23 protein-coding genes are annotated in these 25,448 nt (G+C 67.0%); 15 read left to right on the top strand and 8 right to left on the bottom strand.

Going from position 1 to position 25,448, the window contains the following annotated elements:
* Positions 1-123: 123 nt before the first annotated feature.
* From ACETPF_RS08675 to ACETPF_RS08655, 5 genes are all read left to right on the top strand, one after another.
* Entirely contained in the window at positions 124-357 is a 234-nt protein-coding gene (locus ACETPF_RS08675) for an acyl carrier protein (protein ID WP_007689016.1), read from the top strand.
* 177 nt (positions 358-534) lie between these two features.
* The gene (gene fabF, locus ACETPF_RS08670; RefSeq protein WP_373934056.1) at positions 535-1,794 is read left to right on the top strand and encodes a beta-ketoacyl-ACP synthase II; all 1,260 of its coding nucleotides are present in this window, start codon (positions 535-537) and stop codon (positions 1,792-1,794) included.
* Positions 1,795-1,950: 156 nt separating this feature from the next.
* Positions 1,951-2,949: an endolytic transglycosylase MltG gene (mltG, locus tag ACETPF_RS08665; protein WP_373934055.1), complete on the top strand. Its 999-nt coding sequence runs from the start codon at positions 1,951-1,953 to the stop codon at positions 2,947-2,949.
* 139 nt (positions 2,950-3,088) lie between these two features.
* Positions 3,089-4,066, top strand: coding sequence for a fatty acid desaturase family protein (locus ACETPF_RS08660; protein WP_373934054.1), 978 nt, complete (start codon positions 3,089-3,091; stop codon positions 4,064-4,066).
* Positions 4,067-4,313: 247 nt separating this feature from the next.
* Positions 4,314-6,182: an ABC-F family ATP-binding cassette domain-containing protein gene (locus ACETPF_RS08655; protein ID WP_373934053.1), complete on the top strand. Its 1,869-nt coding sequence runs from the start codon at positions 4,314-4,316 to the stop codon at positions 6,180-6,182.
* Between the two features lies 1 nt (position 6,183).
* Here ACETPF_RS08655 and ACETPF_RS08650 read toward each other — a convergent pair whose 3' ends face one another.
* The 4 genes from ACETPF_RS08650 to ung form a co-directional block, all read right to left on the bottom strand.
* A complete protein-coding gene (locus tag ACETPF_RS08650) occupies positions 6,184-9,075 on the bottom strand; it encodes a CHAT domain-containing protein (protein WP_373934052.1) in 2,892 nt (963 codons plus the stop codon).
* Between the two features lie 61 nt (positions 9,076-9,136).
* Positions 9,137-10,654 (bottom strand): cysteine--tRNA ligase, encoded by a 1,518-nt coding sequence (cysS, locus tag ACETPF_RS08645; protein WP_373934050.1) that lies wholly within the window; start codon positions 10,652-10,654, stop codon positions 9,137-9,139.
* A 46-nt stretch (positions 10,655-10,700) separates the two neighbouring features.
* The gene (locus ACETPF_RS08640; protein WP_373934049.1) at positions 10,701-11,372 is read right to left on the bottom strand and encodes a queuosine precursor transporter; all 672 of its coding nucleotides are present in this window, start codon (positions 11,370-11,372) and stop codon (positions 10,701-10,703) included.
* Between the two features lie 43 nt (positions 11,373-11,415).
* Positions 11,416-12,105, bottom strand: coding sequence for a uracil-DNA glycosylase (gene ung / locus ACETPF_RS08635; RefSeq protein ID WP_373934048.1), 690 nt, complete (start codon positions 12,103-12,105; stop codon positions 11,416-11,418).
* Between the two features lie 201 nt (positions 12,106-12,306).
* Between ung and ACETPF_RS08630 the strand changes: the two genes are divergently transcribed.
* The 3 genes from ACETPF_RS08630 to ACETPF_RS08620 are packed head-to-tail and all read left to right on the top strand — an operon-like array spanning position 12,307 to position 14,883.
* A complete protein-coding gene (locus tag ACETPF_RS08630; RefSeq protein WP_373934047.1) occupies positions 12,307-13,359 on the top strand; it encodes a serine hydrolase in 1,053 nt (350 codons plus the stop codon).
* A 46-nt stretch (positions 13,360-13,405) separates the two neighbouring features.
* On the top strand, positions 13,406-13,771 hold the full coding sequence (locus ACETPF_RS08625) for an Mpo1-like protein (protein ID WP_373934046.1): 366 nt from the start codon (positions 13,406-13,408) through the stop codon (positions 13,769-13,771).
* A 44-nt stretch (positions 13,772-13,815) separates the two neighbouring features.
* Positions 13,816-14,883, top strand: a complete 1,068-nt coding sequence (locus tag ACETPF_RS08620; protein ID WP_373934045.1) for a GNAT family N-acetyltransferase — start codon at positions 13,816-13,818, stop codon at positions 14,881-14,883.
* Here ACETPF_RS08620 and ACETPF_RS08615 read toward each other — a convergent pair.
* Together ACETPF_RS08615 and ACETPF_RS08610 are read right to left on the bottom strand one after the other, a co-directional pair.
* Positions 14,861-15,730, bottom strand: a complete 870-nt coding sequence (locus tag ACETPF_RS08615) for a cupin-like domain-containing protein (RefSeq protein WP_373934044.1) — start codon at positions 15,728-15,730, stop codon at positions 14,861-14,863. The two genes, ACETPF_RS08620 and ACETPF_RS08615, sit on opposite strands and share 23 nt — an antisense overlap.
* Entirely contained in the window at positions 15,727-16,851 is a 1,125-nt protein-coding gene (locus ACETPF_RS08610) for a GNAT family N-acetyltransferase (protein WP_373934043.1), read from the bottom strand. The genes ACETPF_RS08615 and ACETPF_RS08610 overlap by 4 nt, the downstream gene beginning before the upstream one ends.
* Positions 16,852-16,990: 139 nt before the next feature.
* Here ACETPF_RS08610 and ACETPF_RS08605 point away from each other — a divergent pair, with 139 nt between their 5' ends.
* The 4 genes from ACETPF_RS08605 to ACETPF_RS08590 all read left to right on the top strand — a co-directional run bounded on the left by ACETPF_RS08605 (position 16,991) and on the right by ACETPF_RS08590 (position 20,693).
* Complete coding sequence (locus ACETPF_RS08605) at positions 16,991-17,989, top strand: NAD-dependent epimerase/dehydratase family protein (RefSeq protein ID WP_373934042.1); 999 nt, start codon at positions 16,991-16,993, stop codon at positions 17,987-17,989.
* Between the two features lie 348 nt (positions 17,990-18,337).
* Positions 18,338-19,297 (top strand): KpsF/GutQ family sugar-phosphate isomerase, encoded by a 960-nt coding sequence (locus ACETPF_RS08600; RefSeq protein ID WP_373934288.1) that lies wholly within the window; start codon positions 18,338-18,340, stop codon positions 19,295-19,297.
* Positions 19,294-20,103 (top strand): 3-deoxy-manno-octulosonate cytidylyltransferase, encoded by an 810-nt coding sequence (locus ACETPF_RS08595; protein ID WP_373934287.1) that lies wholly within the window; start codon positions 19,294-19,296, stop codon positions 20,101-20,103. Before ACETPF_RS08600 ends, ACETPF_RS08595 begins: the two co-directional genes overlap by 4 nt.
* The gene (locus ACETPF_RS08590; protein ID WP_373934041.1) at positions 20,103-20,693 is read left to right on the top strand and encodes a histidine phosphatase family protein; all 591 of its coding nucleotides are present in this window, start codon (positions 20,103-20,105) and stop codon (positions 20,691-20,693) included. The genes ACETPF_RS08595 and ACETPF_RS08590 overlap by 1 nt, the downstream gene beginning before the upstream one ends.
* Before the next feature lie 169 nt (positions 20,694-20,862).
* Here the strand turns inward: ACETPF_RS08590 and dmeF are convergent, their stop codons facing one another.
* Entirely contained in the window at positions 20,863-21,825 is a 963-nt protein-coding gene (gene dmeF, locus ACETPF_RS08585; RefSeq protein ID WP_373934040.1) for a CDF family Co(II)/Ni(II) efflux transporter DmeF, read from the bottom strand.
* Positions 21,822-22,094: a metal/formaldehyde-sensitive transcriptional repressor gene (locus ACETPF_RS08580; RefSeq protein WP_373934039.1), complete on the bottom strand. Its 273-nt coding sequence runs from the start codon at positions 22,092-22,094 to the stop codon at positions 21,822-21,824. Before ACETPF_RS08580 ends, dmeF begins: the two co-directional genes overlap by 4 nt.
* A gap of 95 nt (positions 22,095-22,189) precedes the next feature.
* Here ACETPF_RS08580 and crtY point away from each other — a divergent pair, with 95 nt between their 5' ends.
* The 3 genes from crtY to ACETPF_RS08565 are packed head-to-tail and all read left to right on the top strand — an operon-like array spanning position 22,190 to position 25,401.
* Complete coding sequence (gene crtY, locus ACETPF_RS08575; RefSeq protein WP_373934038.1) at positions 22,190-23,332, top strand: lycopene beta-cyclase CrtY; 1,143 nt, start codon at positions 22,190-22,192, stop codon at positions 23,330-23,332.
* Positions 23,332-24,819 (top strand): phytoene desaturase, encoded by a 1,488-nt coding sequence (locus ACETPF_RS08570; RefSeq protein WP_373934037.1) that lies wholly within the window; start codon positions 23,332-23,334, stop codon positions 24,817-24,819. Before crtY ends, ACETPF_RS08570 begins: the two co-directional genes overlap by 1 nt.
* Positions 24,820-25,401, top strand: coding sequence for an LOG family protein (locus tag ACETPF_RS08565; protein ID WP_373934036.1), 582 nt, complete (start codon positions 24,820-24,822; stop codon positions 25,399-25,401). It begins immediately after the preceding gene.
* Positions 25,402-25,448 lie beyond the last annotated feature (47 nt).

The following is a 25,448-nucleotide window of genomic DNA, read 5'->3' as shown; positions in this document are numbered from 1 at the left end:
GTTGCTGCGGCCCAATCAAACCCCTTCCGCGCCTTGCCTCTTGCCTCTATCGGGGCTTGGCTCTAGGGCATGGGCTTAACGGTTGTTCAGACCACCAACGATACCAGTCAAGAAGGACCACTCATGAGTGAGACCGCGGATCGCGTAAAGAAAATCGTCGTCGAGCATCTGGGCGTGGAGGCCGAGAAGGTGACCGAGGACGCCAGCTTCATCGACGATCTGGGCGCAGACAGCCTGGACATCGTTGAGCTGGTGATGGCGTTCGAGGAAGAGTTCGGCGTCGAAATCCCCGACGACGCTGCCGAGAAGATCGCCACCGTGAAGGATGCGATCGACTATATCGACAGCAAGCAGTAAGGCGCAGGCCGGCCCTTGCCCCGTCGGGGAAGGGCCAGGCATGTGTGGAAGAGACGGCTCCTCCTGTCCGGTCCGCCCGGAACGTGGGGAGCCTTTTCGTATCTGGCGCGCATTTGAAAGCGTGCCGCAAATGGTTACATGGGCGGCAACAGCCCAGAGGAATTTCGGAGCTAGAATATGCGTCGTGTCGTCGTCACCGGCCTTGGCATGGTCAGCCCGCTTGGCGGGGATGTGGAAACCAGCTGGAAAAACATCATCGCCGCCAAGTCCGGCGCGGCGACGATCACGCGCTTCGACGCGACCGATTACAAGTGCCGCATCGCCTGCGAAGTGAAGCCGGCTACCCACGAATATGGCTATGACGCCTCGGTCGATGTCGATCACAAGATCCAGCGGCAGGTCGATCCCTTCATCGTCTTCGGCATCTCCGCCGCCAGCCAGGCGCTGCGCGACGCCGGCCTCGACAATATGAGCGAGGAGGAGCGGCTGCGCGCCGGCTGCTCGATCGGGTCGGGCATCGGCGGCCTGCCGGGCATCGAAAGCGAATCGCTGGTGTTGGCGAACAAGGGGCCGGGCCGCGTGTCGCCCCACTTCGTCCATGGCCGGCTCATCAACCTCATTTCGGGCCAGGTCTCGATCAAATATGGCCTGATGGGGCCGAACCACGCCGTCGTCACCGCCTGCTCGACCGGCGCCCATTCGATCGGCGACGCGGCGCGGATGATCGCGATGGACGATGCCGACGTGATGCTGGCCGGCGGCGCGGAAAGCGCGATCTGCCCGATCGGCATCGCCGGCTTTGCCCAGGCGCGCGCGCTCAGCACCAATTTCAACGACACGCCAGAAAAGGCGAGCCGACCCTATGACGTGAACCGCGACGGCTTCGTCATGGGCGAGGGCGCTGGCGTCGTCGTGCTGGAGGAATATGAGCGCGCAAAGGCGCGCGGCGCGAAAATCTATGCCGAGGTGGTCGGCTATGGCCTCTCGGGCGATGCCTATCATGTCACCGCCCCCCACCCGGAGGGCAGCGGCGGCTATCGCTCGATGGAAATGGCGCTCAGGAAGTCGGGCCTCAGCCTCGCCGACATCGACTATGTGAACGCCCACGGCACCTCGACCCCGCTTGGCGACGAGCTGGAACTGGGCGCGGTCAAGCGCCTCTTCGGCGAGCATCTGGCGACCATGTCCATGTCGTCCACCAAGTCCGCCATCGGCCATCTGCTGGGCGGCGCGGGCGCGGTGGAGAGCATTTTCTGCATCCTCGCCATGCGCGACCAGATCGTGCCGCCCACGCTCAACCTCGATGAACCCAGCGAAAGCTGCAAGGGCGTCGACCTCGTGCCGCACGTCGCCAAGGAGCGGAAGGTGCGCGCGGTGCTGAACAACAGCTTCGGCTTCGGTGGCACCAACGCCTCGCTGATCATGAAGGCGATCTAACTTTCATCCTCCCCTTGCAGGGGAGGTGGCAGGGCGAAGCCCTGAAGGAGGGGTGTCCCGCTATCGAGAGGGCGACACCCCTCCGGCTGGCCTGCGGCCATCCACCTCCCCTTCCAGGGGAGGATGAAGTAACAACAGCGGGACGGACCGACACCCATGCCAAGACGATCCCGCTCTACCCCGACCCGCCGCATCGGCTGCGTCATCCTGCTCCTCGGCCTCGCGGTCGCGGCCTTCGTCGCCTTCCGCTTCGTCGCCGGCTGGACCGAGCAGGGCCCCGCGACCCAGGACGTCAGCATCACCGTACCCGAAGGCGCGACCCTGTCCGATGCCGCCGTGCTGCTCAAGCAAGCCGGCGCGGTGCGATCAGCCGACGCCTTCCTCACCCGCGCGAAAGTCTTCGGCGGAACGAAGCCGATCAAGGCCGGCGAGTTCGAGATTCCCGCCGGCGCCAGCAACAGCGACATCCTCTCGATCCTTCAGGGCGGCAAGACGCTCACCCGCCTCGTCACCATTCCCGAAGGCATGCCCTCGATCCTCGTCTATGAACGGCTGATGGCGAACGACCAACTGACCGGGCCGATAAAGGTGCCGGAGGAAGGCAGCGTCCTCCCCGACAGCTACGCGTTCGACAAGGGCGAAAGCCGCGCGGCGGTGCTCAAGCGGATGCAGGACGCGATGGACAAGGCGCTGGCGAAACTCTGGGCCGAGCGCGCCGCCAACATCGTCGTCAAAACCCCGCGCGAGGCGATCATCCTCGCCAGCATCGTCGAGAAGGAAACGGGCGTGCCCGCTGAGCGGCCGATGGTCGCGGGCGTCTATGCCAACCGCCTTCGGACGGGCATGATGCTTCAGGCCGACCCGACGATCATCTACCCCATCACCAAGGGCAAGCCGCTCGGCCGCCGCATCCGCAAGTCGGAAATCGCGGCGGTGAACGACTACAACACCTATGCGATGACCGGCTTGCCCAAGGGGCCGATCGCCAACCCCGGCCGCCTCTCGATCCTCGCCGTCCTGCACCCCGCGCAGACCAAAGCGCTATACTTCGTGGCGGACGGGAAGGGCGGCCATATCTTCGCCGACACCTACCAGCAGCATAATGAAAATGTCCGCAAATGGTTCGAGATCAGGCGCGCGCGGGGGGAGCTGTAGTCCCCGTCATTCCCGCAAAAGCGGGAACCCATCTCCCGCCCGTGCAAGAAACGCAGCGCAAAGGGCACCCGCTTGACCTCACCATCCGTCACCCATAGCCTCCCCGCATCGTCACGCGGCCAGCGGAGACCAGCCTCTCATGGATGACATCGCGCAGGATCGCCCGGCCGGATACCGCTATTCGCGCAACGCCAGCGTCGCGGTGGCGCGTACATTGTCGCGGATCGACAATCGCCGCAACGCGTGCGTCCTTGCCTTCCAGTGGATCGTCATGATCGGCGCGACCATCGTCGCGATCCGGCTCGACACCCTGCCTGCCTATCTGCTCGCCGGGCTCGTCATCGGATCGCGCATCCAGTGCCTCGCCGTGCTGATGCACGAGGCCTGCCACGGCCTCCTGTTCAGCAATCGCCGTATCAACGACTTCATCGGCGACATATTGGTGGCCTATCCGCTGGCGATCAGCATCCATCTCTATCGCGTCGCCCATATGGTGCATCACCGCCACACCAACACGACGCGCGACTATGACTATCGCGTCCAGCGGAAAGACCCGGACCAGCATTTCCCCAAGTCCGGGCGGCAGATGATCCGGCTGCTGCTGCGCAGCCTCTTTGGCCTCAATTATTATCGCGTGGCCCGCGCCGCCCGCGTCTGGTCGCCGCTCGCCAATTTCCACAATCCGCGCCGCTTCGGCTTCGACTATCCGCTGGCCCTGCGGCTGCGCTATGTCGTGTGGGCGGTGCTGGTCTATGGCCTCGTCCTCGCCTCGCCGTGGCGCTGGCAGATAGCGGGGCTGTTCCTGATCCCGCAATTCATCTGGGCCAATGTCTTCAACCGGCTACGCGCCATGGCCGAACATGTCGGCGTTCCCGACGAATGCGAACTGAACGGCACCCGCACCGTCGTCCCGACCCTGGTCGACCGCTTCTTCATCGGCCCGCTCAACGTCGGCTATCATCTGGAACATCATCTGTTCCCCTCGGTGCCGTGGCATAATCTTCGGGCCTTGCACCGGCACCTGATGGCCGACCCGGACTATGCGGCCCACGCTCATATCACGCGGGGCTATCGCGGCGTTATCCGCGAACTGATGCCCCCGCGCGCCACCGCCTGACCTGTCCTACACCCTGCGGGTGATGCTATGACGCCCGCCGGCTCTTTCCCACTGTCCATCCATAGGCGCTGACCGCGCCCCGTCCCATTTCGCAAAAATTTTCCTATTGCGAAATCGACGCCACCCGTCCGTTCGCCGCAGACCGCCAAGGCCGGCGACGCTGTTTACTTCGCAACCGCATCGCGCCTTGTAAAACGCCGCGCCACCGCCTTCACCGCGCCGCGCGGCTCTGCTACAGGCCCGCCCCATGCTCAATCTCAATGCCATCACCGTGCGGCTGGGCGGCCGCACCATTCTCGACCGCGCCGCCGCCTCGCTGCCGCCGCGCAGCCGCGTCGGCCTGATCGGCCGCAACGGCGCGGGCAAGTCGACCCTCATGAAGGTGATGATCGGCCAGCTCGATCCTGACGAAGGCAGTTGCGACATGCCGCGCGACACGCGCCTTGGCTATATCGCGCAGGAAGCCCCTTCGGGCACCGCCACACCCTTCGACACGGTGCTGGAGGCCGACAAGGAACGCGCCGCACTGATGGCGGAAGCGGAGCATACCGAAGATCCCGACCGCCTCGGCCATATCTATGAGCGGCTGACCGCGATCGACGCCTATACCGCCCCGGCCCGCGCCGCCCGCATTCTCGTCGGCCTCGGCTTCGACGAGGAGATGCAGGGCCGCCCGCTCGACAGCTATTCGGGTGGCTGGAAGATGCGCGTGGCGCTCGCCGCGCTTCTTTTCTCCAACCCCGACCTGCTGCTGCTCGACGAACCGTCGAACCACCTCGACCTCGAAGCGACACTCTGGCTCGAAAATTTCCTGAAGGCCTATCGCGGCACCGTGGTCGTCATCAGCCATGAACGCGACCTGCTTAACAATGTGGTCGATTATATCCTCCACCTCGAAGGTGGAAAGGTCACCCTTTATCCCGGCGGCTATGACGCTTTCGAGCGGCAGCGGGCCGAGCGCCTCGCCCAGCAGGAAGCCGCCCGCGCCAAGCAGCAGGCGGAGCGTGAGAAGCTCCAGGACTATGTCGCCCGCAACTCGGCCCGCGCCTCGACCGCGAAACAGGCTCAGTCGCGCGCCAAGGCTCTGGCGAAGATGCAGCCGATCGCCGCCGCGATCGAAGACCCGACGCTGCATTTCGGCTTCCCCAGCCCCGCCGAACTGAGGCCCCCGCTCATCACCATGGACATGGCGGCAGTCGGTTACACCGAAACCCCGATCCTGCGGCGCGTCAACCTGCGCATCGACCCCGACGACCGGCTGGCGCTGCTCGGCCGCAACGGCAACGGCAAGACGACGCTCGCCCGTCTCATCGCCGCGCAATTGAAGCCGATGGAGGGGCAGATGAACGCCAGCCCCAAGATGAATGTCGGCTATTTCACCCAATATCAGGTGGAGGAGCTGGACGTGACCGACACCCCGCTCGAACATATGACCCGCGTCATGAAGGGCGCGACACCGGGCGCGGTGCGCGCCCAGCTCGGCCGCTTCGGCTTTTCGGGCGAGCGCGCGACGCAGAAGGTCGGCTCCATGTCGGGCGGCGAGCGCGCCCGCCTGGCGCTCGCCCTCATCACCCGCGATGCGCCGCATCTGCTGATCCTCGACGAGCCGACCAACCACCTCGACGTCGACAGCCGCGAGGCGCTGGTCCAGGCGCTGAACGACTATTCGGGCGCGGTGGTGATCGTCAGCCACGACCGCCACATGATCGAACTGGTCGCCGACCGGCTGGTGCTGGTCGACAATGGCACCGCGCAGCCCTTCGACGGGTCGCTGGACGATTATACCGACATCATCCTGCGGAAGGCGGACGGCAACGGAGGCGGGGGCGACGCGCCTAAGGTCGACCGCAAGGCCGAGAAGCGCAATGCCGCCGAATGGCGCGAAAAGCAGAAGACCCTGAAAAACGCCCTCAACAAGGCCGAGCGCGAGATGACCGCGCTGTCGGGCGAACGCAGCCGCATCGACCAGGCTTTGTTCGATCCCAAGGCCGCGACCGGCGCGGAAGCAAAGATGACCACCAGCCAGCTGATGGTCAAACGCGCGGAAATCGAAAAGAAGCTGGAAGCCGTCGAACAGCTCTGGATGGAGGCGAGCGCCGCGCTGGAGGAAGCCTGAATTAACGCTCCATCAGGATGAACGGCGCCCAGATATAGGGTTGCGCCGCATCCGGCCGGTCGGAGCGCATCAGCTTCAGCATCGCCCGCTGGAGCGCGACCGCGCGAGGCAGGCCGCGCCGCGCGCCCTTGACCGTCTCCAGCGTGACGAACGCCGCGGCATCGTCCCGCACCGGCCAGTGCGACACCAGCAGCGATCCCGCCCCGGCATAGCGGAAGGCCTGCGCCAGCCCCGAATAGGCCGGCGCCTGCGCCCCTCCCTGCGACCCGTCCCCCGCCGCCGTGTTGCACGCCGACAGGATCACCCAGTCCGCCCCGATCCGCATCCCCGCCACTTCGGAAGCGGTCAGCAGCCCGTCGCCGTCGCCAGACCCCGGCGACAGCAGCAGCGCCGGCTCGCCCACCCCCTCCATCTCACCGCTCACCAGCCCATGGGTGGCGAACAGGATCACGCCATAAGACGACAGGTCGCGCGTCCGAAGCGCCGCCTCGCTCGCTTCCGCCCCGACCATCAATGTCGCATGGCGCGGACCATAGCGCTTCGCCACCGCCTGCAACTCCGCCAGCGATCCCGGCAGCGGGGGCAGGGCGGCCAGCGCGGTCGCACCGTTGCGGAAGCGGGGAACAGCGGGCGTGGCCTCTGCGCTCGCAAATCCCTGCGGCGCGCCCACGCCCAGGAACGTCTGAGTCCGCGCGGCCACCCGCACCGGCCGCGCCGCGACATCGCCAAAGCCCGGCTGCACCTCGACGGCGAAACGCTGTACCAGCCAGTCGGGCCGGCCCGCCGCGAGCGGCCGCTGCGGCAGCATGGCGAAGGGCAGCGAGGCGAAGGCGCCGGTCGGCACGATCCGCAGCACCTGCGCCCTGCCCAGGATCGCCCGCACGCCCGGCGTGAACATCTGTTCGTAAAGCGTATCCGCCGCCGCCCGGTCGAACCCGGCGGGGCTGAGCGACCCGCGCAACCGTCCAACCAGCGCCACCAGCCGCGCCCGGTCCATCGCCGCCCGCTCGACCCGAACGCCGCCGGCGCCCACCGCCAGCAGATAGACGCCGTCGAACGCCGGCATCACCGCCAGCAGCGCCTCGTCCTTGCCCAATCCCGCGCGCAGCCGCGCCAGGTCCGGCCGCTCGCCGCCCTGCGCCTCCACCCAGCGCGGATAGTCCCGCGCGATGCCTGCGCGTTCCGCCTCGACCGCCGCCGCCAGCGCCGCGCGCGCCGCGCGCGCGTCCGCAATGCCGCTGTCGGTCGCCAGCGCCCTGAGCAGCCGGCTGTCCGCCGCGCCGAGCGCCTTCACCTTGTCCTGCAAGCCCCGCACGCGCGCCGCGAGCGCCGGGTCTTCCACCAGCCGCTGCGCCACCAGCCGGTTGGCCTGTGCGATTCGCGATCCGGCGAGAACCGCCATCGCGTCCAGCGCCAATGCGCCGTCCTGCGTCTCCGCCGCCACCGCAAGCGCCAGATCGAGCCCCGCGCGCTGGTCCTCGGTCAGTTCGCCATTGTCGTTCAACGTCGCGCCGTCGCGCAGCACCCCGACCAGCCGCCGCGCAGCCTCCATCGCCGCTATGCGGTCGTCCGCCGCCCAGACCGACAACGTCGCCGCGAGCGCCAGCGGCAAAGGCGGGGCATTGTCCAGATCCCGCGTCTCTCCCACGAACTCGGCCGCCGCCTTCCGCGCTTCATCGCGCCGCCCGTCCGCGATCAGCGCGGGGATCAGATAGGGATAGACGCGCTGCCCCATGTCGCGGTCCTTGTCCGACCCCGCCCGCACCCGCGCCAGCGCCGTCGTCAGCCGGTCGATCGCCTCGGCGCGACGACCTTCCGCCAGCGCCGCCGCGCCGGCATAGGCGAGCGCCCGCGCGCCCTGCGGGCTGTTCTCCCCCTCTGCCTTGCGAAAGCCGCGCTCGGCCTCCAGGAACAGCGGCTCGGCGTCGGCATAGCGCTCCAGCGGCATCAGCACCGACCCCAGATTCTGAAGGCCGAACTGGAAATAGAGGCTGGTCGTGCCCACCGTCTCGCGCTTGATCGCGATCGACCGTTGCAGATAGTCCAGGCTCTCGACCCGCCGCCCGGTGCGCGACAGCAGCAGGCCCAGTTGCTCCAGCGCGCGGGCATAGCTTGGATGCTTGCGGTCGACATGGTCGGTCGCCTTGTCCACCGCGATCCGCGCATAGCGCTCCGCCTCTGCGTCCTGATCGGCGCGCAACAGCATCTGCGAATAGGTGTAGTAGGAACCGATCGCGTCGGCACTGTCTGGCCCCACCGCCGCGATCCGCGCCTCCATGCTCGCTTTCTGCGCCGTCACCGCCTCGGCATTGCGCCCCAGCCGGGACAGCGCCTGCGCGTGCGAGAAGGCGATGTTGGACCGCAGCATATGCGCGTCCTTGTCCAGCTTCTCCGCCGGGGTCCGCGCGATGTAGCCGTCCATATAGGCGCTCGCCTGCGCCAGCGTCGCCGCACCGCCGGCCACGTCGCCCAGCGCGGTCTGGACATAGCCCTTGATCGACAGGCCTTGCATCCATCCGATCGGATAGGCGTCGGCGAATGGCTCCAGCAGCGCGAGCCCCTCGCTCGCATGAGCCAGCGCATCGGGATTCCTGCCCGCGATCTGGTCGATCGACGACAGGTTGATGAACGCGACCCCCGCCAGCGGATGCGGCCGCCCGCCCACCTTCGCCCGCATTGCCGCATCGTGCAGCCGGGTCCATGCGTCGCGCGTCTTCTGCGAGATGGACAGGGCATAATCGTCACTGTCGGACAAGGCCGCCGCGCTGTCCCTCAGCGCGCGCAGCCGGGCATGGCGGGGATCGTCGGGGGAAAAACCGGCCGGCGGCGCGCCCAGCAAGGGCGGCGCGCAGAACGCCAGAAGGACAGCCGAAACGGCCGTGGAAAGTCGCATCTCGCCCCCACATCGATTCGACCCGCACCCCTCTTGGGTCGCGCGTCGGGGGGCGTCAAGATCAGCCGAGCGCCAGCCGCCAGTCCCAGCGCAGCGGGTCGCCGTCCATCACCTCCACGCCGCGTGCGATCAGCGAATCGCGAATCTCGTCAGACAAAGCGAAATCCTTGTCCGCCCGCGCCGACGCTCGCCGCTCCATTTCCGCGTCGATCTCCTCGGGCGTGATCGTCGCATCCTTGGGCGCCACGCGCAGATCGGCGCGGGTGAGCGTCATGAGGTTCAGCCCCAACGCCTGGTCGAACGCCGCGATCAGGCAGAGCTTCTCGTCCACCGGCACCTTCTTGAGCGCGATAACCTCCTCCAGCAGCGGCAGCGCGCGCGGCGTCATCAGATCGTCGCTGATCGCCGCATCAAACTGCTCCAGCAACGGCACCAGCTTGGGATGCAGGTTGGCGCGCAGATAATCGATCCGGGGCGACTGCCATGTCATCCCCTCGGCCCGCGCCTTCAGCCCCTCTACCCCCATCACCAGCCGCTTCAGCCGAGTCAGCGCTGCCGCCAGATTATCCGCGCTGAATTCCAGTTCGCTGCGATAATGCGCGCCCAGGCACAGCAGCCGGTAGGCGAGGGGGTGCACGCCCGCGTCGATCAGCGTGAAGAGCGTCGTGAAGCCGCCCTTCGACTTCGACATCTTCCCCTGCCGGTCGACCAGGAAATTATTGTGCATCCACCAGCGCGCGCCCGTGAACCCCGCCTCTGCCGCGCCGACCTCCGCCCCGCAGCAGGCATGAAACGCCTGATTCTGTGCAATCTCGTTGGGATGATGGATCTCGCGATGGTCGATGCCGCCGGTGTGGATATCGAACGGCTGGCCGAGCCGGGCTTGGCTCATGACCGAACATTCCAGATGCCATCCCGGCGCGCCCCGCCCCCACGGGCTGTCCCATTCCATCTGCCGCTGTTCGCCCGGCGGCGACTTGCGCCAGATCGCGAAGTCGCTCGGGTTGCGCTTGCCCGCCACCGGGTCGATCCGGGCGTGCGCCGCATCGTCCCGCCCGCCGGCCAGCGCGCCGTAATCGGGCACGGTCGCGCTGTCGAAATAGAGCCCGCTCTCCAGCTCGTAGCAATGATCCGGCGCGATCTTTTCCGCAAACGCGATCATCTGCGGCACATAGTCGGTCGCGACCGTCCATTCGCTGGGCGCGATGATGTTGAGGTCGGCGATATTCTGCTTGAACGCCTGGGTATAGTGCGCCGCGATGTCCCAGATGCTCTTGGCCGACGCCCGCGCCGCCGCCTCCATCTTGTCGTCGCCCGCATCGGCGTCGCTGGTCAGATGGCCGACATCGGTGATGTTGATGATGTGGGTGACGGCGAGGCCCTTCCACAGCAAGGTCCGCCGCAGCGTGTCGGTGAACACATAGGCGCGCAGATTGCCGATATGGGCGTAATTATAGACGGTCGGTCCGCAGCTATAGACGCGCGCATGATTGTCCTCGATCGGCGCGAACGGCTCGATCGCGCGAGTGAGGCTGTTGAACAGGCGCAGCGGCGCATTGATATGCTGGTCGTCGGACATGGGCCAAGCATGTGTCGTCAGAAGGGGCGGGGGTCAATCCTTCGCTTCACCGGTCCAGCCGCCGTCCCAGCGCCACGAGCAGATAGACAACCGGCGGCACCAGAATAGCGGACAGCAGCACCTTGGCGATCATCTGCCCCAGCAGCAGCTCGCCGATCGGGAACACGCCATAGAAGGCGATCGTCACGAACAGCAGCGTATCGACGATCTGCGAGAGCATCCCCGCCACCGCCGCGCGCAGCCACAGCAGCCGGCTACCCTCCCCTCCTTTCAGCGCCGCGAACAGGGTGACGTTCAGCGTCTGCGAAATGCCGTAGGCGATAATGCCGCCCAGCCAGATTCGCGGCGTGCCGCCCATCATCAGCGCGAAGGCTTTCGCCCGTTCCGGGTCCATGTCGCCCGCCGCCGGGGCGGCCAGCACCAGCAGCGACAGAAGGATGGAGGCGATCAGAGGGGCGAAACCGATCTGCACCAGCCGCGTGGCGACCGCCCGCCCATGCAGTTCGGCGACCGCGCTGGACAGCGTGACGAGCAGCAGGAAGGCGAAGATGCCCGCCTCCACCGCCAGCGGCCCCAATCCCACCGCCGGCCCCACCGCCGACATTGGCCCCAGCGTCACCTGCTTGTTCCCCAGCACGCCGGCGATGCAGACCATGCCGCCATAAAAGATGGCGAAGGCGAAGAGGGAAGGGGCGATGCGCGTCTGAGCCGAAGTCATCGCCCGCCCTTACCGGCATTTGCGTGGGGCGAAAAGACGCCCCTCACCCGATTTCCGGCAGCGCCCAGTCGATCGCCCCGCGCCCCTTCGCCTCCAGAAAGGCGTTGGCGCGGGAAAAGGGCCGCGACCCCAGAAAGCCGTTATGCGCCGACAATGGGGAAGGGTGGGCGGACTTGATCACCAGATGCCGGCCCTGGTCCACGAACCCCGCCTTGCGCTGCGCATAGGCGCCCCACAGCAGGAACACGACCGGCTCTTCCTTCTGCGCGACCAGCCGCACGATCGCGTCCGTGAACAGCTCCCACCCCTTGCCCTGATGCGACGCGGCGCGGCCCATCTCGACCGTCAGCACGCTGTTGAGCAGCAGCACGCCCTGCCGCGCCCAATGCTCCAGGAAACCATGCCGTGCCCGCGTGATGCCCAGGTCCGACTCCATCTCCTTGTAGATATTGACCAGCGACGGCGGCGTCCGCACGCCGGGCTGCACCGAAAAGCAGAGCCCATGCGCCTGTCCTTCGCCATGATAGGGGTCTTGCCCCAATATCAGCACCTTGACCGCATCGAGCGGGGTCAGGTCGAGCGCACGGAAATAGTCGGACCCCTTGGGAAAGATGCGCTTGCCCGCCGCTTTCTCGGCCTGAAGGAAGGTCTTGAGCGCCTGCATGTGCGGCGCGCCGAACTGTTCCGCCAACGGTCCGCGCCAGCTTTCGTGCAGCCTGATGGTGTCGCTCATGCCCGTCAGATGGCGCGGCCGGCAAGGAACTGTCAATCCATCGCGGTTTCCCGTTCGTCCTGAGTAGCCACTGAGCGAAGTCGAAGTGGCGTATCGAAGGATCCTTCGATACGGAGCTTTCGACAGGCTCAGTCTCCTACTCAGGACGAACGGGAATCGTGGCCTCTTGCCAGCCGCGCGCCGATCCGCGAAAACCCCGATATGCTGTTCCGCTCGCTGTCCGCTTTGGCCGCCCTCGGCCTCTTCTGTGCGCCCCTGCCCACCGCCGACGCTTTCGGGCCACCCCCCAAGCCGCTCGTCCAGCAAAGCGCCGAAGCCAAGCTGCTCGCCGAATTCACCCGCTTTTCCGCCCTGTCGGATGGCACGGTCGGCATCGCCGTGCGCGATCTCCAGACGGGCGAGACTCAGGCGCTTAATGGCGACACCCTCTTCCCTATGGCGAGCGCCTATAAGGTCGCGGTCGCCGGGCGCATCTTCGCGCTGATCGACGCGGGCGAACTGCGCCTCGACGACCAGCTGGCGCTCGATCCCGCCCTGGCGAGCGAGGGTGGCATCGCATGGATGTTCTCTCGGCCCGGTGCGACACTCTCGACCCAGCGGCTGCTGGAACTGATGCTCCAGAAGAGCGACAATAATGCGACCGACGTGCTCGTCGCCCGCGCCGGCGGGCCGCAGGCGATTACCGCCTTCGTGAGTCGGCTTGGCGTCACCGGGCTGCGCGTCGACAGCGATACGGTGCATCTCCTCTACCGCGCGATGGGCATCCACCCGCTGACCGGCACGTTCCGCCAGAATGCGGAAGCCGCCCGCCGTGCCGACCCGCAACTGGCGGTGCGCGACATACGCGACCTTCCCAACCTCGCCTTCGCGATCGAGCCGGAGGATACTTCCACGCCAACGGCCATGCTCGACCTGCTGGGCGCATATGAATCGGGCCGCGCCCTTTCACCCGACAGCACGCAGCGCCTCTTCACCATCATGGCGAATTGCGAGACAGGGAAGGCGCGGATCGTCGGGATGCTGCCGCCCGGCACCGCGGTCGCGCACAAAACGGGGTCGCTGAACGGCATCGGCAATGATGTCGGCATCGTCCGCCTGCCCGACGGCCGCCGCTTCGCCGTCGCCATCTTCGTGATGAAGGACAGCAGGGGCAACAGGTCGCGCGATCGGATCATCGCCGAAGCATCCCGCGCAGCCTATGATTATTTCCTCTACGCCCCCGATCGCGCGCACGGTTCGCCACAAAAGTCTTAACAGTAGCGCCGGCAATCGTTACGCTGCCGGGCGAAAGAGGATGCCCGTGACCAGCCTGACCCGCTTCCGCGACTTCTGGCCCTATTATCTTCAGGAACATGCGCGCCCCGGCACGCGCGCGCTCCATTACGCCGGCACCAGCATCGTCGTCGCCCTGCTCGCCGCCGCGCCGCTGGGCCGCCTTGGCTGGATCGCTGCCGCCGTGCCGCTCGCCGGCTATGGCTTCGCCTGGCTCGGTCATTGGCTGGTGGAACGCAACCGCCCGGCCACCTTCCGCTACCCGCTGTGGTCGCTGCGCGCCGATTTCGTCATGTGGCAGCGTTTCCTGACCGGCCATATCGGCCGTGATCTCGCCCGCGCCGGGGTTCGTGCCGACGGCACCGTCGATCCGGCGCGCCGCATCGCGGGCTGACGTGGCCGCTTGACCCGGCCTCGCGCTCTGCCACAAGGAGCGCGATGGCCCTCACCGCAACATTCTCGCGACCCGACAGGGCGATGCTGGCGCAGCGCTGGCAGGCGCTGGAATCGCGCGCGGAGCCGTCCTTCTTCCTCGGCTGGACCTGGACGGGTTCCTGGCTCGACAGCTATCCGATCCAGCCCGATCTGCTGGCCGTCACAGACGAGGAAGGCCGCGACGTCGCGCTCGCGCTGATGGGCCATGCCATGCAGCCGCGCCTGCTCGGCCCCATCGCGACGCTCAGCCTCAACCAGTCGGGCGACCCCGTCGCCGATCGCCCCTATGTCGAATATAATGGCCTGCTGGTCGACTCCGGCCGGGAAGGGGAGGCGGTGCCCGCCGCGCTCGCCGCCATCGCCCGCCGCCGCGACTGGCGCGCGCTGCGGATCAGCGGGATCGTGCCCGGATCACCGCTGCTGAACCTGCCCGCGCGGCGCAAGGTTCGGGTCGATGCCTCGCCCGTCTATCGGGTCGATCTCGACGGCGTCCGTGCCGCCAGCGGCGACTATCTTTCCCTACTCAGCGCCAACACCCGCAGCCAGATCCGCCGCGCGATGAAGGATCATGGCGGCCCGCTGCCGTCCATCGCGGTCGCGACGGCGGGCGACATCGCGCCTTGGCTGGAGGAGATGGCGGCCCTCAACGGCGGCCGCCACGCCGACAATGCCTGGGACGACCCGGCCTTCCGCGCCTTCGTCGCCACTCTCGCAAAGCGCGGCCTGCCGACCGGGGAGGTCGAACTGCTGCGCTTCGCCGATGCGGGCGGGATCGTCGGTCTGCTTCTCAACTTCGTTCATCGCGGCCAGGCGATGAACTATCAGTCCGCCTTCGCAGAGCCGCGCACGGCCAAGGACAAGCCCGGCCTCCTCTGCCACGCTGCTGCTGTCGGCCACTATGCCGCCCGCGGCCTGGCCCATTATTCGCTGCTCGCCGGCAAGGACCGCTACAAGCAGAGCCTTTCGACCTGCGAGGAGGCGCTCGAATGGTGGCTGCTCGAACGGTTCAGCCCGCGCCTCGAAGCCGAAGCGCTGCTTCGCCGGCTCCTTAAGCGCCCAGCTTCCGCATGACGCGATAGACGAAACGGCGCAGCCCCTGCCGCTCGGGCTGCGCGCTCACCGCCCCCACCGGCAACCCGCGCCGCCGCAGCAGCGCGTTGAAACTGTGCAGTTCGCCCTCGGCGACGCTGCGCTCAGACCGCCATGTCACCGACAGGCTGACCGATACGGCGGGGCCGTTCTCCACGAAATGCGGTGCCTTGACCGGGACATGGATCGCTTCGCCGGGGGCGAGCGGGAAGGCCGTGCCCATGCTTTCGAAGCCGTCCCGCCAGACCAGGTTGCGATGCCCGCCATTGTGGAATTCCTCGCTTTTTTCCGCCGGCACCAGCGCCTCGTCGCGGGCGGGAAAGACGGTCATGGTCTTCGTCCCCATGATCTGGAGCAGGATATTATGCTCCGGGTCCATATGGAACGGCGTCACGCTCCCTGGCGAGGACAGGAAGATGAACGCCTCCCGGTGCAGCATCGCCCCGGTCTTTGCATCGACGATCGGCCCGAGTTCCGCCAGCGCCCCGTCCAGCAAGGCGCCATAGGCCGGATCGCGCTCGACATTCTTCAGCACCGCCCAGCTGCCGTTGGTCTCGATCGTGCGGATCGTCTCGCCCAGCGTCAGGCCGTTGGACGGCGTATCCTCAGGCCGCACGCCCTTGGGCAGCTTGCCCAGATTATATTCGACCGACGCCGCCGGCATCCGCTCGGCCAGCAGCGCCAGCGCATCGAGGCTCAGCAAGGGATGGCCGACCAGCCCATGCGTCAACGTGCCCGGCGCGTCGGGATAGAGGGCGGCGAAACGCGCGCGCGCGACATCGGGGAAGGTCGCGCCGTCGGCCGGTATGATGGGGCTATGGGCGGTCATCGCTGTCCTTTCAGCAGTCTGGCGGCGCTCTCGACGCCGTTGGCGATGGCGAAGGCGGCGCTGCGGCGCAGCCGCGAAAGGCCGCGCCCGCGCAACGCGATGCGATATTGCACGATGGTCCGCCGCTCGGCCCACAGGCTGTCGATCATCGGATGATCGGCGGCGGCGCAACTGTCCATCCAGCCGATCGCCGGATCGTCCTGCACCGCATGGAGATTGGCGATCTCGATGAGGACGCCGGGCGAAAAGCGGCCCAGTTCCTCGTCGATCGCAATCTTGAAGGAGAAGGCGCCCTCGCCGTGGCGAAAATTGACCAGCATCGCGATCGCCCGCCCGTCGAGGTCCATTCGCAGCATATGCAGCCGCCCACCCTCGAATGCGGCGGAGCAGGCGGCGCGAAAGAAGGCGGCATCGGCCGGTCTGCAATTGAGCGCCGTGCCCTCGCGTCCCTTCCATCCCGACGCTTCCAGCGCCAGGAAATCGTCGCACCAGCCCGTGAGCGGCGCGGCATCGTTCAGCAGCCGCGTTTCCACCGTGCCCAAATCCGCCAGCCTTTTTTGCAGCCGCCGCAACTCCTTGCGCTTCTTCGACCGCACCTGGCTTTCCCAGTAGGCGTCGGCGCTAAGGTCCGACCGCAGCATCGCGCGCGCATAGCGATGAATCTCGCGCCAGCCGCGCCGCTGCTCCACGCAAACCGCCTCGATTGCGGCGGCGTTCGCCCCGGCGGCGTCGATCCCTTCGAGATGCAGGAAGCCGCGCGCCCAGTCCGCATCGTCCAGCTGCGCCAGGAAGCTCCGCCACGCCGCCGCCTCATGCCCTTGCCGCATGATCGGCGCGCCGAAGAAACAATGGTCGTGCATCCAGTTGGCGACATTGGCGATCGGCAGCCTCCCATGGCGCGGCTGCACCGTCACCGGCATCAGCCCGATCAGCAGATCGCCCGCGCGCGCCTCGATCAACCGCACGTCCGCGCCGCCGGCCAGATGGTCGATCGCCGCGCAGAGCATGTCGGGCGCGTAGAAGGCGTTGGCCTCCGCCGCCTCCGCCGCCAGCGCCGCCCAGCAGGCGCGGTTCCGCGAAATGCGGGGGTCTGGAAGCGCCGGATGCGAAGCCATGTCCATGCCGCCCGCCTTAGGCGGTAAAGATTAGGGAAAGCCTAAACTTTGCGCCTTAAGCGGACCACGGACCCCGCGCCGGGGCTTTACATCGGTCGCCGGATCATCGCAGACGGTCGGCGGCTTCTGTGCGGAGACAGACGAAATGACGATCCTGGTTACCGGCGCGGCCGGCTTCATCGGCATGCATGTCGCCGACCGGCTGCTGGCGCAGGGGCATGCGGTGGTCGGCATCGACAATATGAACGATTATTATCTGGTGTCCCTGAAGCGTGACCGGATCGCCGCGCTGCGACAGGCCCATGGCCGCCTGTTCACCTTTCACGAGCTGGATTTCGCCGATATGGAGGCGCTTCAGGCCGCGCTCGCCGATCAGACGATCGAATCGATCGTGCATCTGGGCGCGCAGGCGGGTGTGCGCTATTCGCTGATCAACCCCCACGCCTATGTCCGCTCCAACCTCGCCGGCCATGTCAACATGCTGGAGCTGGCGCGCGAGCGGCGCGTCCGGCACTTGGTCTATGCGTCTTCCTCGTCGGTCTATGGTGGCAACGATGTGCTGCCTTTCCGTGTAGAGGACCGCGCCGATCATCCCGTCTCGCTCTATGCCGCAACCAAGCGCGCCGATGAGTTGATGAGCGAAACCTATGCCCATCTCTTCCGCATTCCCATGACCGGCCTGCGCTTCTTCACCGTTTATGGTCCCTGGGGCCGCCCCGACATGGCGATGTGGATCTTCACGTCGAAGATTCTCGCCGGCCAGCCAATCCCGGTGTTCAACCATGGCCGGATGCAGCGCGACTTCACCTATATCGACGATATCGTCACCGGCGTGATCGGGTGCCTTGACCATCCGCCGGCGGATGATGGTGCGGTCAAGGCCGGCGGCAGCCGCGCGCCCCACCGGCTCTACAATATCGGCAACAACCGCCCGGAAGAGCTGATGCACCTGATCGCGGTGCTGGAGGATGCGCTGGGGCAAAAGGCACAGATCGATTTCCAGCCGATGCAGCCTGGCGATGTTCACGCCACCTACGCCGACATCAGCGCCATCGCGCAGGACATCGGCTTTGCGCCGACGACCGGGATCGAGTCGGGCGTGCCGCAATTCATCGACTGGTATCGCGCATATCATGGATCATGATGCGTTCGACGCTGCACGCATAAGGTCAGCGCAAGTTCCGCAATTCATCGACTTAAACCAACGCTTCGTCCAAAAGACGTGCGTTGACCCCATGATTCGCCGCAACAAAGTTTCCTTCGCAGTTGCAAAATAGATTGCCAGAAGCGGCTGAAAGAGCGTAAGCCGTAGGCCCGGACCGAGTGCTAATTGGTCCTGGGTCGCGGAAAAGAGGAAGGACGACACATCGAATACGATGGTGCGTCGCCACCGATTGGATTGGACATCCCGATCGCGATCGGCGGAAAAAAGGGCAAACGCGTGTCGACATCTGCGTCAAAGATCGTCCCGTTCGGGTCTGGCAGCCGCATCGTGGAAAGCGCCTGCCGCAGCCTGTCCATCGCCGCCGCCGGCGTTGGCGCGCTGGAGGCACGCTTTTCGGAACGCGATTTTTCGGCCACTTTCCTGCGCGTCATCGGTGTCATCATGAAGGTGCGCGGTCGCGTCATCGTGACCGGGATCGGCAAGAGCGGCATCGTCGCGCGCAAGATGACGGCCACGCTCACCTCCACCGGCACCCCCGCCATCTTCCTGCATCCCGCCGATGCCGGGCATGGCGACCTGGGCATGATAACCCCGGACGATGTGGTGCTGATGCTGTCCCAGTCGGGCGAGTCGACCGAACTCGGCCCGATCATCCATTATTGCAAGCGCTTCGCCATTCCGCTCGTCGCCGTCACCGCGCGTGCGAACAGCACGGTCGCCGCCGCCGCCGACATGGGCCTCATCCTGCCGGAAGTGGAGGAAGCCTGCCCCAATGCGCTGGCGCCGACCACGTCGACCACGGTGCAGATGGCGTTCGGCGATGCGCTCGCCATCTCGCTCATGGAAATGCGGGGCTTTTCCGCCGACGATTTCCACAAATTCCATCCCAACGGAAAGCTCGGCGCGCAACTGGTCAAGGTGCGCGAATTGATGGCGACCGGGGAGGACGTACCCAGCGTGCGCGAGGACGCATCGCTGCTGGACGCCACCATCGAAATGACCCGCGCGCGCCTCGGCGGCACGGCGGTGGTCGATCGCAACGGCCGCCTGATCGGCGCCTTCACCGACGGCGACCTTCGCCGCGCCGTCACCGGCAAGCAGAACCTGACCGAATCGGTCGGCCGCTTCATGACGATCAATCCGCAGGCCCTGGGCCCGGATGAGCTGGCGTCCGAAGCGCTGCACCTGATGCATGAAAAGAACATCATGCTGCTGTTCATTTGCGAACAGAACCGGCTGATCGGCGCTGTCCACATGCACGACCTGCTGCACGCCGGGGTCGCCTGAGCCTTCTCGTCGTCATTCCCGCGCGCGCGGGGTCGTCCCGCCTGCCGCGCAAGCCGCTCCGCCCGATCGCCGGACGGACCTTGCTCCACCGCACCATCGCCATGGCCCGCGCGGCGATCGGATCGCGCGATGGCGTGGCGCTGACGGTCGCCACCGATGATGACGAAATCGCCGGTCATGCCCGCGCGGCTGGCTGCGATGCCGTGATGACCGACAGCGCCATCGCCACGGGATCGGGCCGCGCGCTCGCCGCCGCGCTTGCCCAACCGGATACGCCGCGGTTCGTCGTCAATCTTCAGGGCGACTCGCCCTTCCAGCCCGAAGGCGCATTGGGCGCGGTGATTGCCGCGCTGGAACAGGGGGCGCAGGTCGCCACCCCGGTCATATCGCTCGAATGGCCCGCGCTCGACGCGCTGCGCTACCACAAGACCCGCTCGCCCTTCAGCGGCACGACCTGCGCCCGCGCGCCGGACGGACGCGCGCTCTGGTTTTCCAAGACCATCATCCCCGCGATCCGGGGCGAGGAGACGCTGCGCGCCGCCCTGCCGCGTTCGCCGGTCTGGCGGCATGTCGGCCTCTATGGCTATGCGCTCGACGCGCTGCGCCGGTTCGAGGCTTGCCCGCCCACTGCGCTCGAAAAGCTGGAGGGGCTGGAACAGCTTCGCCTGATCGAACTCGGTATCCCGATCACGACCGTCGCTGTCGATCCGCCGCTGTTCGACAGCAGCGGCATTGACACGGAAGCCGACATCGTTCGGGTTGAGGCGCTGATCGCCGCCCATGGCGATCCCACCCCGCCGCTCTGATGCGCCGCATCTTCGTCATCCGCCACGGCAACACCTTCGCCAGCAGCGCGCAGGCGCGCCGCATCGGCGCGCGCACCGACATTCCGCTGGTCGAAAGCGGCCGGGCGCAATCCGATCGCCTGGGGGCATGGTTTGCGGGGCAGGGGACGGAGATCACCCGCCTCCTGTCCAGCCCGCTGCTGCGCGCCCGCGAGACGGCCGATCGCATCGCCGCCGCCACCGGCCATCTGCCGGATGGCATCGCCGACTGGCTCGGCGAGATCGACCATGGTCCCGACGAAGGCCGCCCCGAAGCCGATGTTCTCGCGCGGATCGGCGCGCAGGCGCTCGCCGACTGGGACAAACGCGCCATTGCCCCCGACGGCTGGATCGTCGACGCCGACGCGCGCATCGCCGCCTGGCGCGCCTTCTTCGCGGAAGGGGGGGAGGGCGCCGACCTGCTCGTCACCAGCAACGGTGCGGCCCGCTATGCGTTGCTGGCTGCCGGGGTGCCGCTTGGGGCGCTCAAGCTTCGCACTGGCGCGTTCGGCGAACTGGCGGTGGACGGGGGAGGGCGGGTCAGCCTGCTTCATTGGGACGAGCGTCCCTAAAGCACCGAGCTTTTACTCTGACCCGTTCGCTTCGAGCAGGTTCGAGCGAAGTCGAGAACCGCCCGTCGAGAAGGTGAGGCGCATCGGGGACATTCTCGATGCGCTTTCTCGGCTATGCTCGAAAGCTACCTGAACCGAACGGAGTTGGTCGGGTTTAACGCGCCATGCTCTAAACGCACTCCACCGTCACATGCGCCATGTTCGGGATCGCGCGCACCCTGTCGCGCACCGCCGCGCCCGGCGCGCCTTGCGCGACGCTGACGATCGCCGCATGGGCGTGCGGCCCGATCCGCCAGACATGCAGGTCGCGCACGATCGCCCCTTCGGCTTCGGCGGCCTGCCGCACCGTCGCCATCAGCGCCGGCTCTGCCGTGTCGAGCAGGATCGCGGCCGTATCCGCCATCAGCCCCCAGGCCCAGCGAGCGATCACCACCGCGCCCAGCAGTCCCACCGCCGGGTCCATCCACCACCAGCCGAGATAGCGGCCGGCGAGCAAGGCCGCGATGGCCAGCACCGACGTCAGTGCGTCGGTCAGCACATGGATATAGGCGGCGCGCAGATTATTGTCGGCATGGCCGTGCCCGTGGCCATGCCCGCCATGATCATGACTATGGTCATGCGCCAGCAGCAGCGCGCTGACGATATTGATGACCAGGCCGACGATCGCCACCAGGATCGCCTCGCCGAACGCCACGGCCGTTGGCTCGACGAAACGCAGCGCCGATTCGACCGCGATGAACAGGGCCGTCACCATCAGCAGCAGTGCGGACGCGAACCCCGCCAGATCGCCGACCTTGCCGGTCCCGAACGTATAACGCGGGTTGCGCGCATGGCGCTTGGCATAGCCATAGGCGGCGGCGGCCACGGCGAGCGCACCGGCATGGGTCGCCATATGGAAGCCATCGGCCAGCAGCGCCATCGATCCGGTGAGCCAGCCGAACGCGATCTCGACCACCATCGTCGCGGCGGTCAGCCACACCACCCACATCGTCTTGCGGGCGTTGTGGTCGTGCCCGGCGCTGAGGTAGATGTGATCGAAATAATGGCTTTCCTCGGCCGCGCCCGGCGCGGCGAAGCCGTGGTCATGGTCGTGCCCATGGTCGTGCCCATGCTCGTGGCTGTGCATGGTCATTTCCCGTAGCGCCGGATCAGCGCCAGCATCTCTTCGCTGGCGGCGGCGCGCGCCTCGTCGGTCAAGCCGGGGCGGGCGACATGCTCGCGCATATGCTGTTCGATCAGTTCCTCCATCAGGCTGCCCACTGCGCCCCGCACGGACGCGACGAGCTGCAAGGTTTCCGAACAATCGGCGTCGCCCGCCAGTTGCCGCTCCACCGCGTTCACCTGGCCCGCGATGCGGCGTACCCGCGCCAGCAATTTTTCCCTGTTCGCCACGATATGCATAGGGTACCCCCCTATAGTATTTCATGTAGGACCGCAAGCATGACTGACCGCAAGGGAGGTTCCCTCCCGCCCGTCCTTCGCCTACCACCCCGGCCATGGACCTCGACTGCGACCTGGCGATCATCGGCGGCGGCCTGTCGGGCGGCCTCATTGCGCTCGCCTTCGCCGCGCTGCGGCCGGAGGTGCGGCTGCTGCTCATCGAGGCGGGGGAGGAGCCGGGAGGCAACCATATCTGGTCCTTCTTCGACGGCGACGTGGCAGCCCCCGATCGCTGGCTCATCGACCCTCTCGTCGCCCACCGCTGGCCCCAGGGGCATGAGGTCCGCTTTCCCGGCCATGCCCGCCGGCTTCCGACGCCTTATAACAGCGTAACAGCTGTACAATTCGCTGTACAAATCAGGCAGCATCTCGGCGATCGCCTCCGCACCACGGCCCCTGTCACCAGCCTGACGCCCGACGCTGTCCACCTCGCCGACGGCACGACCTTGCGCGCCGCCGCCGTGATCGACGCGCGCGGTCCCGGCGATCTCAGCGCCCTGCGCTGCGGCTGGCAGAAATTCGTCGGTCAGGCTTTGCGCTGCAATGCGCCCCACGGCATCGATCGCCCCGTCATCATGGACGCGACCGTCCCGCAGATCGACGGCTATCGCTTCGTCTATCTGCTGCCCTGGGACGATCGCACCATCTTCGTTGAGGACACTTATTACAGCGACAGCCCCGCGCTGGACGAGCGCGCGATCGAAGCCCGCATTGCCGCCTATGCCGCCGAAAAGGGCTGGCGCACGGAAATCGTCCACCGTGAACAGGGTGTGCTCCCCGTCGTCCATGGCGGCGACTTCGACCGCTACTGGCCCGCCGACGATCGCGTCGCCCGCGCCGGTGCGCGCGCCGCCCTGTTCCAGCCGATGACCGGCTATTCGCTGCCCGACGCCGTTCGCTTCGCGCTCTGGCTGGCCTCCCAGCCGCTCGACGGCCTGGCGCAATCGACCCGCGCCTATGCCGCGGCGCATTGGCGCGCGGGCGGCTATTACCGGATGCTGGGCAAGATGCTGTTCGGGGCCGCTGCGCCAGAAGAACGCTGGCGCATCTTCGAGCGTTTCTACCGCCTCGACCCCGCGCTCATCCAGCGCTTCTACGCCGGCCGATCGACCGTGGCTGACCGTTTGCGCATCTTGTGCGGCAAGCCCCCCGTCCCCATAAGGAGCGCCATGCGAACCTTGTTGAATCCGCCCGCCTGATGTCCCGCTCCGCCATCGTCATCGGCGCGGGCTTCGGCGGCCTCGCGCTCGCCATCCGCCTCCAGTCCGCCGGCATCCAGACCAGCCTGGTCGAAGCGCGCGACCGCCCCGGCGGCCGCGCCTATATGTGGCAGAAGGACGGCTTCACCTTCGACGCCGGCCCGACCGTCGTCACCGATCCCGATTGCCTCGCGGAACTGTGGCGGCTGTCCGGGCACGACATGGCGCAGGATGTCGACCTCGTCCCCGTCAGCCCCTTCTACCGCCTCAACTGGCGCGACGGCACGAACTTCGACTATAGCAACAACGAGGCGCAGCTGCGCGCCGAGATCGCCAAGCTCGATCCCGGCGACGTGGCAGGCTATGAGCGGTTTCTCGACTATTCGGCCGGCGTGTTCGAGGAGGGCTATCGCAAGCTCGGCGCGGTCGCCTTCCTCGACTTCGCCTCGATGATCAAGGCCGCGCCGGCGCTAGCCAAGCATCAGGCGTGGCGATCGGTCTATTCGATGGTCAGCAGCTTCGTGAAGAATGAGAAGCTGCGCGAGGCATTGAGCTTCCACACGCTGCTGGTCGGCGGCAATCCGATGAAGACCAGCGCCATCTACGCCCTCATCCACAAGCTGGAGAAGGACGGCGGCGTCTGGTTTGCGAAGGGCGGGACCAACCGGCTGGTGCAGGGCATGGCGACCCATTTCGAGCGGTTGGGCGGCGTCCTCCGCCTCGGCGACCCGGTGACGCGGATCGAAACCTATGGCGACAGGGCGACGGCCGTGCACACCGCCTCGGGCTGGCGCGGGGAGGCGGATGCGGTCGCCACCAATGCCGACCTGATGCACAGCTATCGCGACCTGCTCGGCCATCATCCGCGTGGGGCAAAGCAGGGGCAGAAGCTGGCGGCCAAGCGCTGGTCGCCGAGCCTTTTCGTGCTGCATTTCGGCATCAAGGGCAGCTGGCCGGGCATCCCGCACCATATGATCCTGTTCGGGCCGCGCTATGAAGGGCTGCTGACCGACATTTACGATCATGGCGTGTTGCCGCAGGACTTCTCGCTCTACCTGCATCACCCGACCGTCACCGATCCGTCGATGGCGCCCGAAGGCCATTCGACCTTCTACGCGCTCGCCCCGGTGCCGCACATGGGCAAGCTGCCGATCGACTGGGATCAGTTCGGCCCGGCCTATGCCGACCGTATCCTGGACGAAATCCAGCACCGTCTGATTCCTGACATCCGATCGCGCATCGTAACCCAGTTCCACTACACCCCGCGCGATTTCGGCCGCGATCTTGCCGCGCACATGGGCAGCGCGTTCAGCCTGGAGCCGCTGCTGACCCAAAGCGCCTGGTTCCGGGCACATAACCGCGACGATGTCATTCCCAACCTCTATCTGGTAGGGGCCGGCACCCATCCCGGCGCGGGCATTCCCGGCGTGGTGGGCAGCGCCAAGGCGACCGCGGCGCTGATGCTGGACGATCTTGGCAGGATATGAATGAAACGACTGGCGGTCTATTGCGGGTCGGCGACGCCGGCCGACCTTAGCTATATCGAAGCGGCGCGCCACGTGGGCCGGACGCTGGCGAAGCGGGGGATCGGCGTCGTCTATGGCGGCGGGCGGCTCGGCCTTATGGGTGCGGTGGCGGACGCCGCGCTGGAGGCTGGCGGCGAGGTGATCGGCGTGATCCCCGAAGCGCTCGTCGGTGCCGAAGTCGCGCATCGCGGCTGTACCGAATTGCACGTCGTCCAGACGATGCACCAGCGCAAGCAGCTCTTTACCGACCTGTCGGATGGGTTCGTGACCTTGCCCGGCGGTGTCGGCACGATGGACGAACTGTGGGAAGCGATCAGTTGGGCGCAGCTTGGCTATCATGGGAAGCCTGTCGGCCTGCTCAATGTCGCGGGCTTCTACGACCAGTTGATCGGCTTCAACCGGCAGATGGTGGAGGCCGGCTTCATCCGCGCCCAACATGCCGGCATCCTGATCCACGCGGACGGGATCGACGCGCTGCTCGACGCCATGGCGGCGTATCAGCCGCATGAAACCATCTTCGCCATGAAGGCGGATCGGTTGTGAGGACCGGTCCCCGGCGAAAGCCGGGGTCCAGGGCGGCAGGCGCTGCG

This window comes from Sphingobium agrisoli, assembly GCF_041877245.1.
Classification (GTDB): Bacteria; Pseudomonadota; Alphaproteobacteria; order Sphingomonadales; family Sphingomonadaceae; genus Sphingobium.
This window is presented reverse-complemented; position numbering and strand designations above follow the sequence as displayed.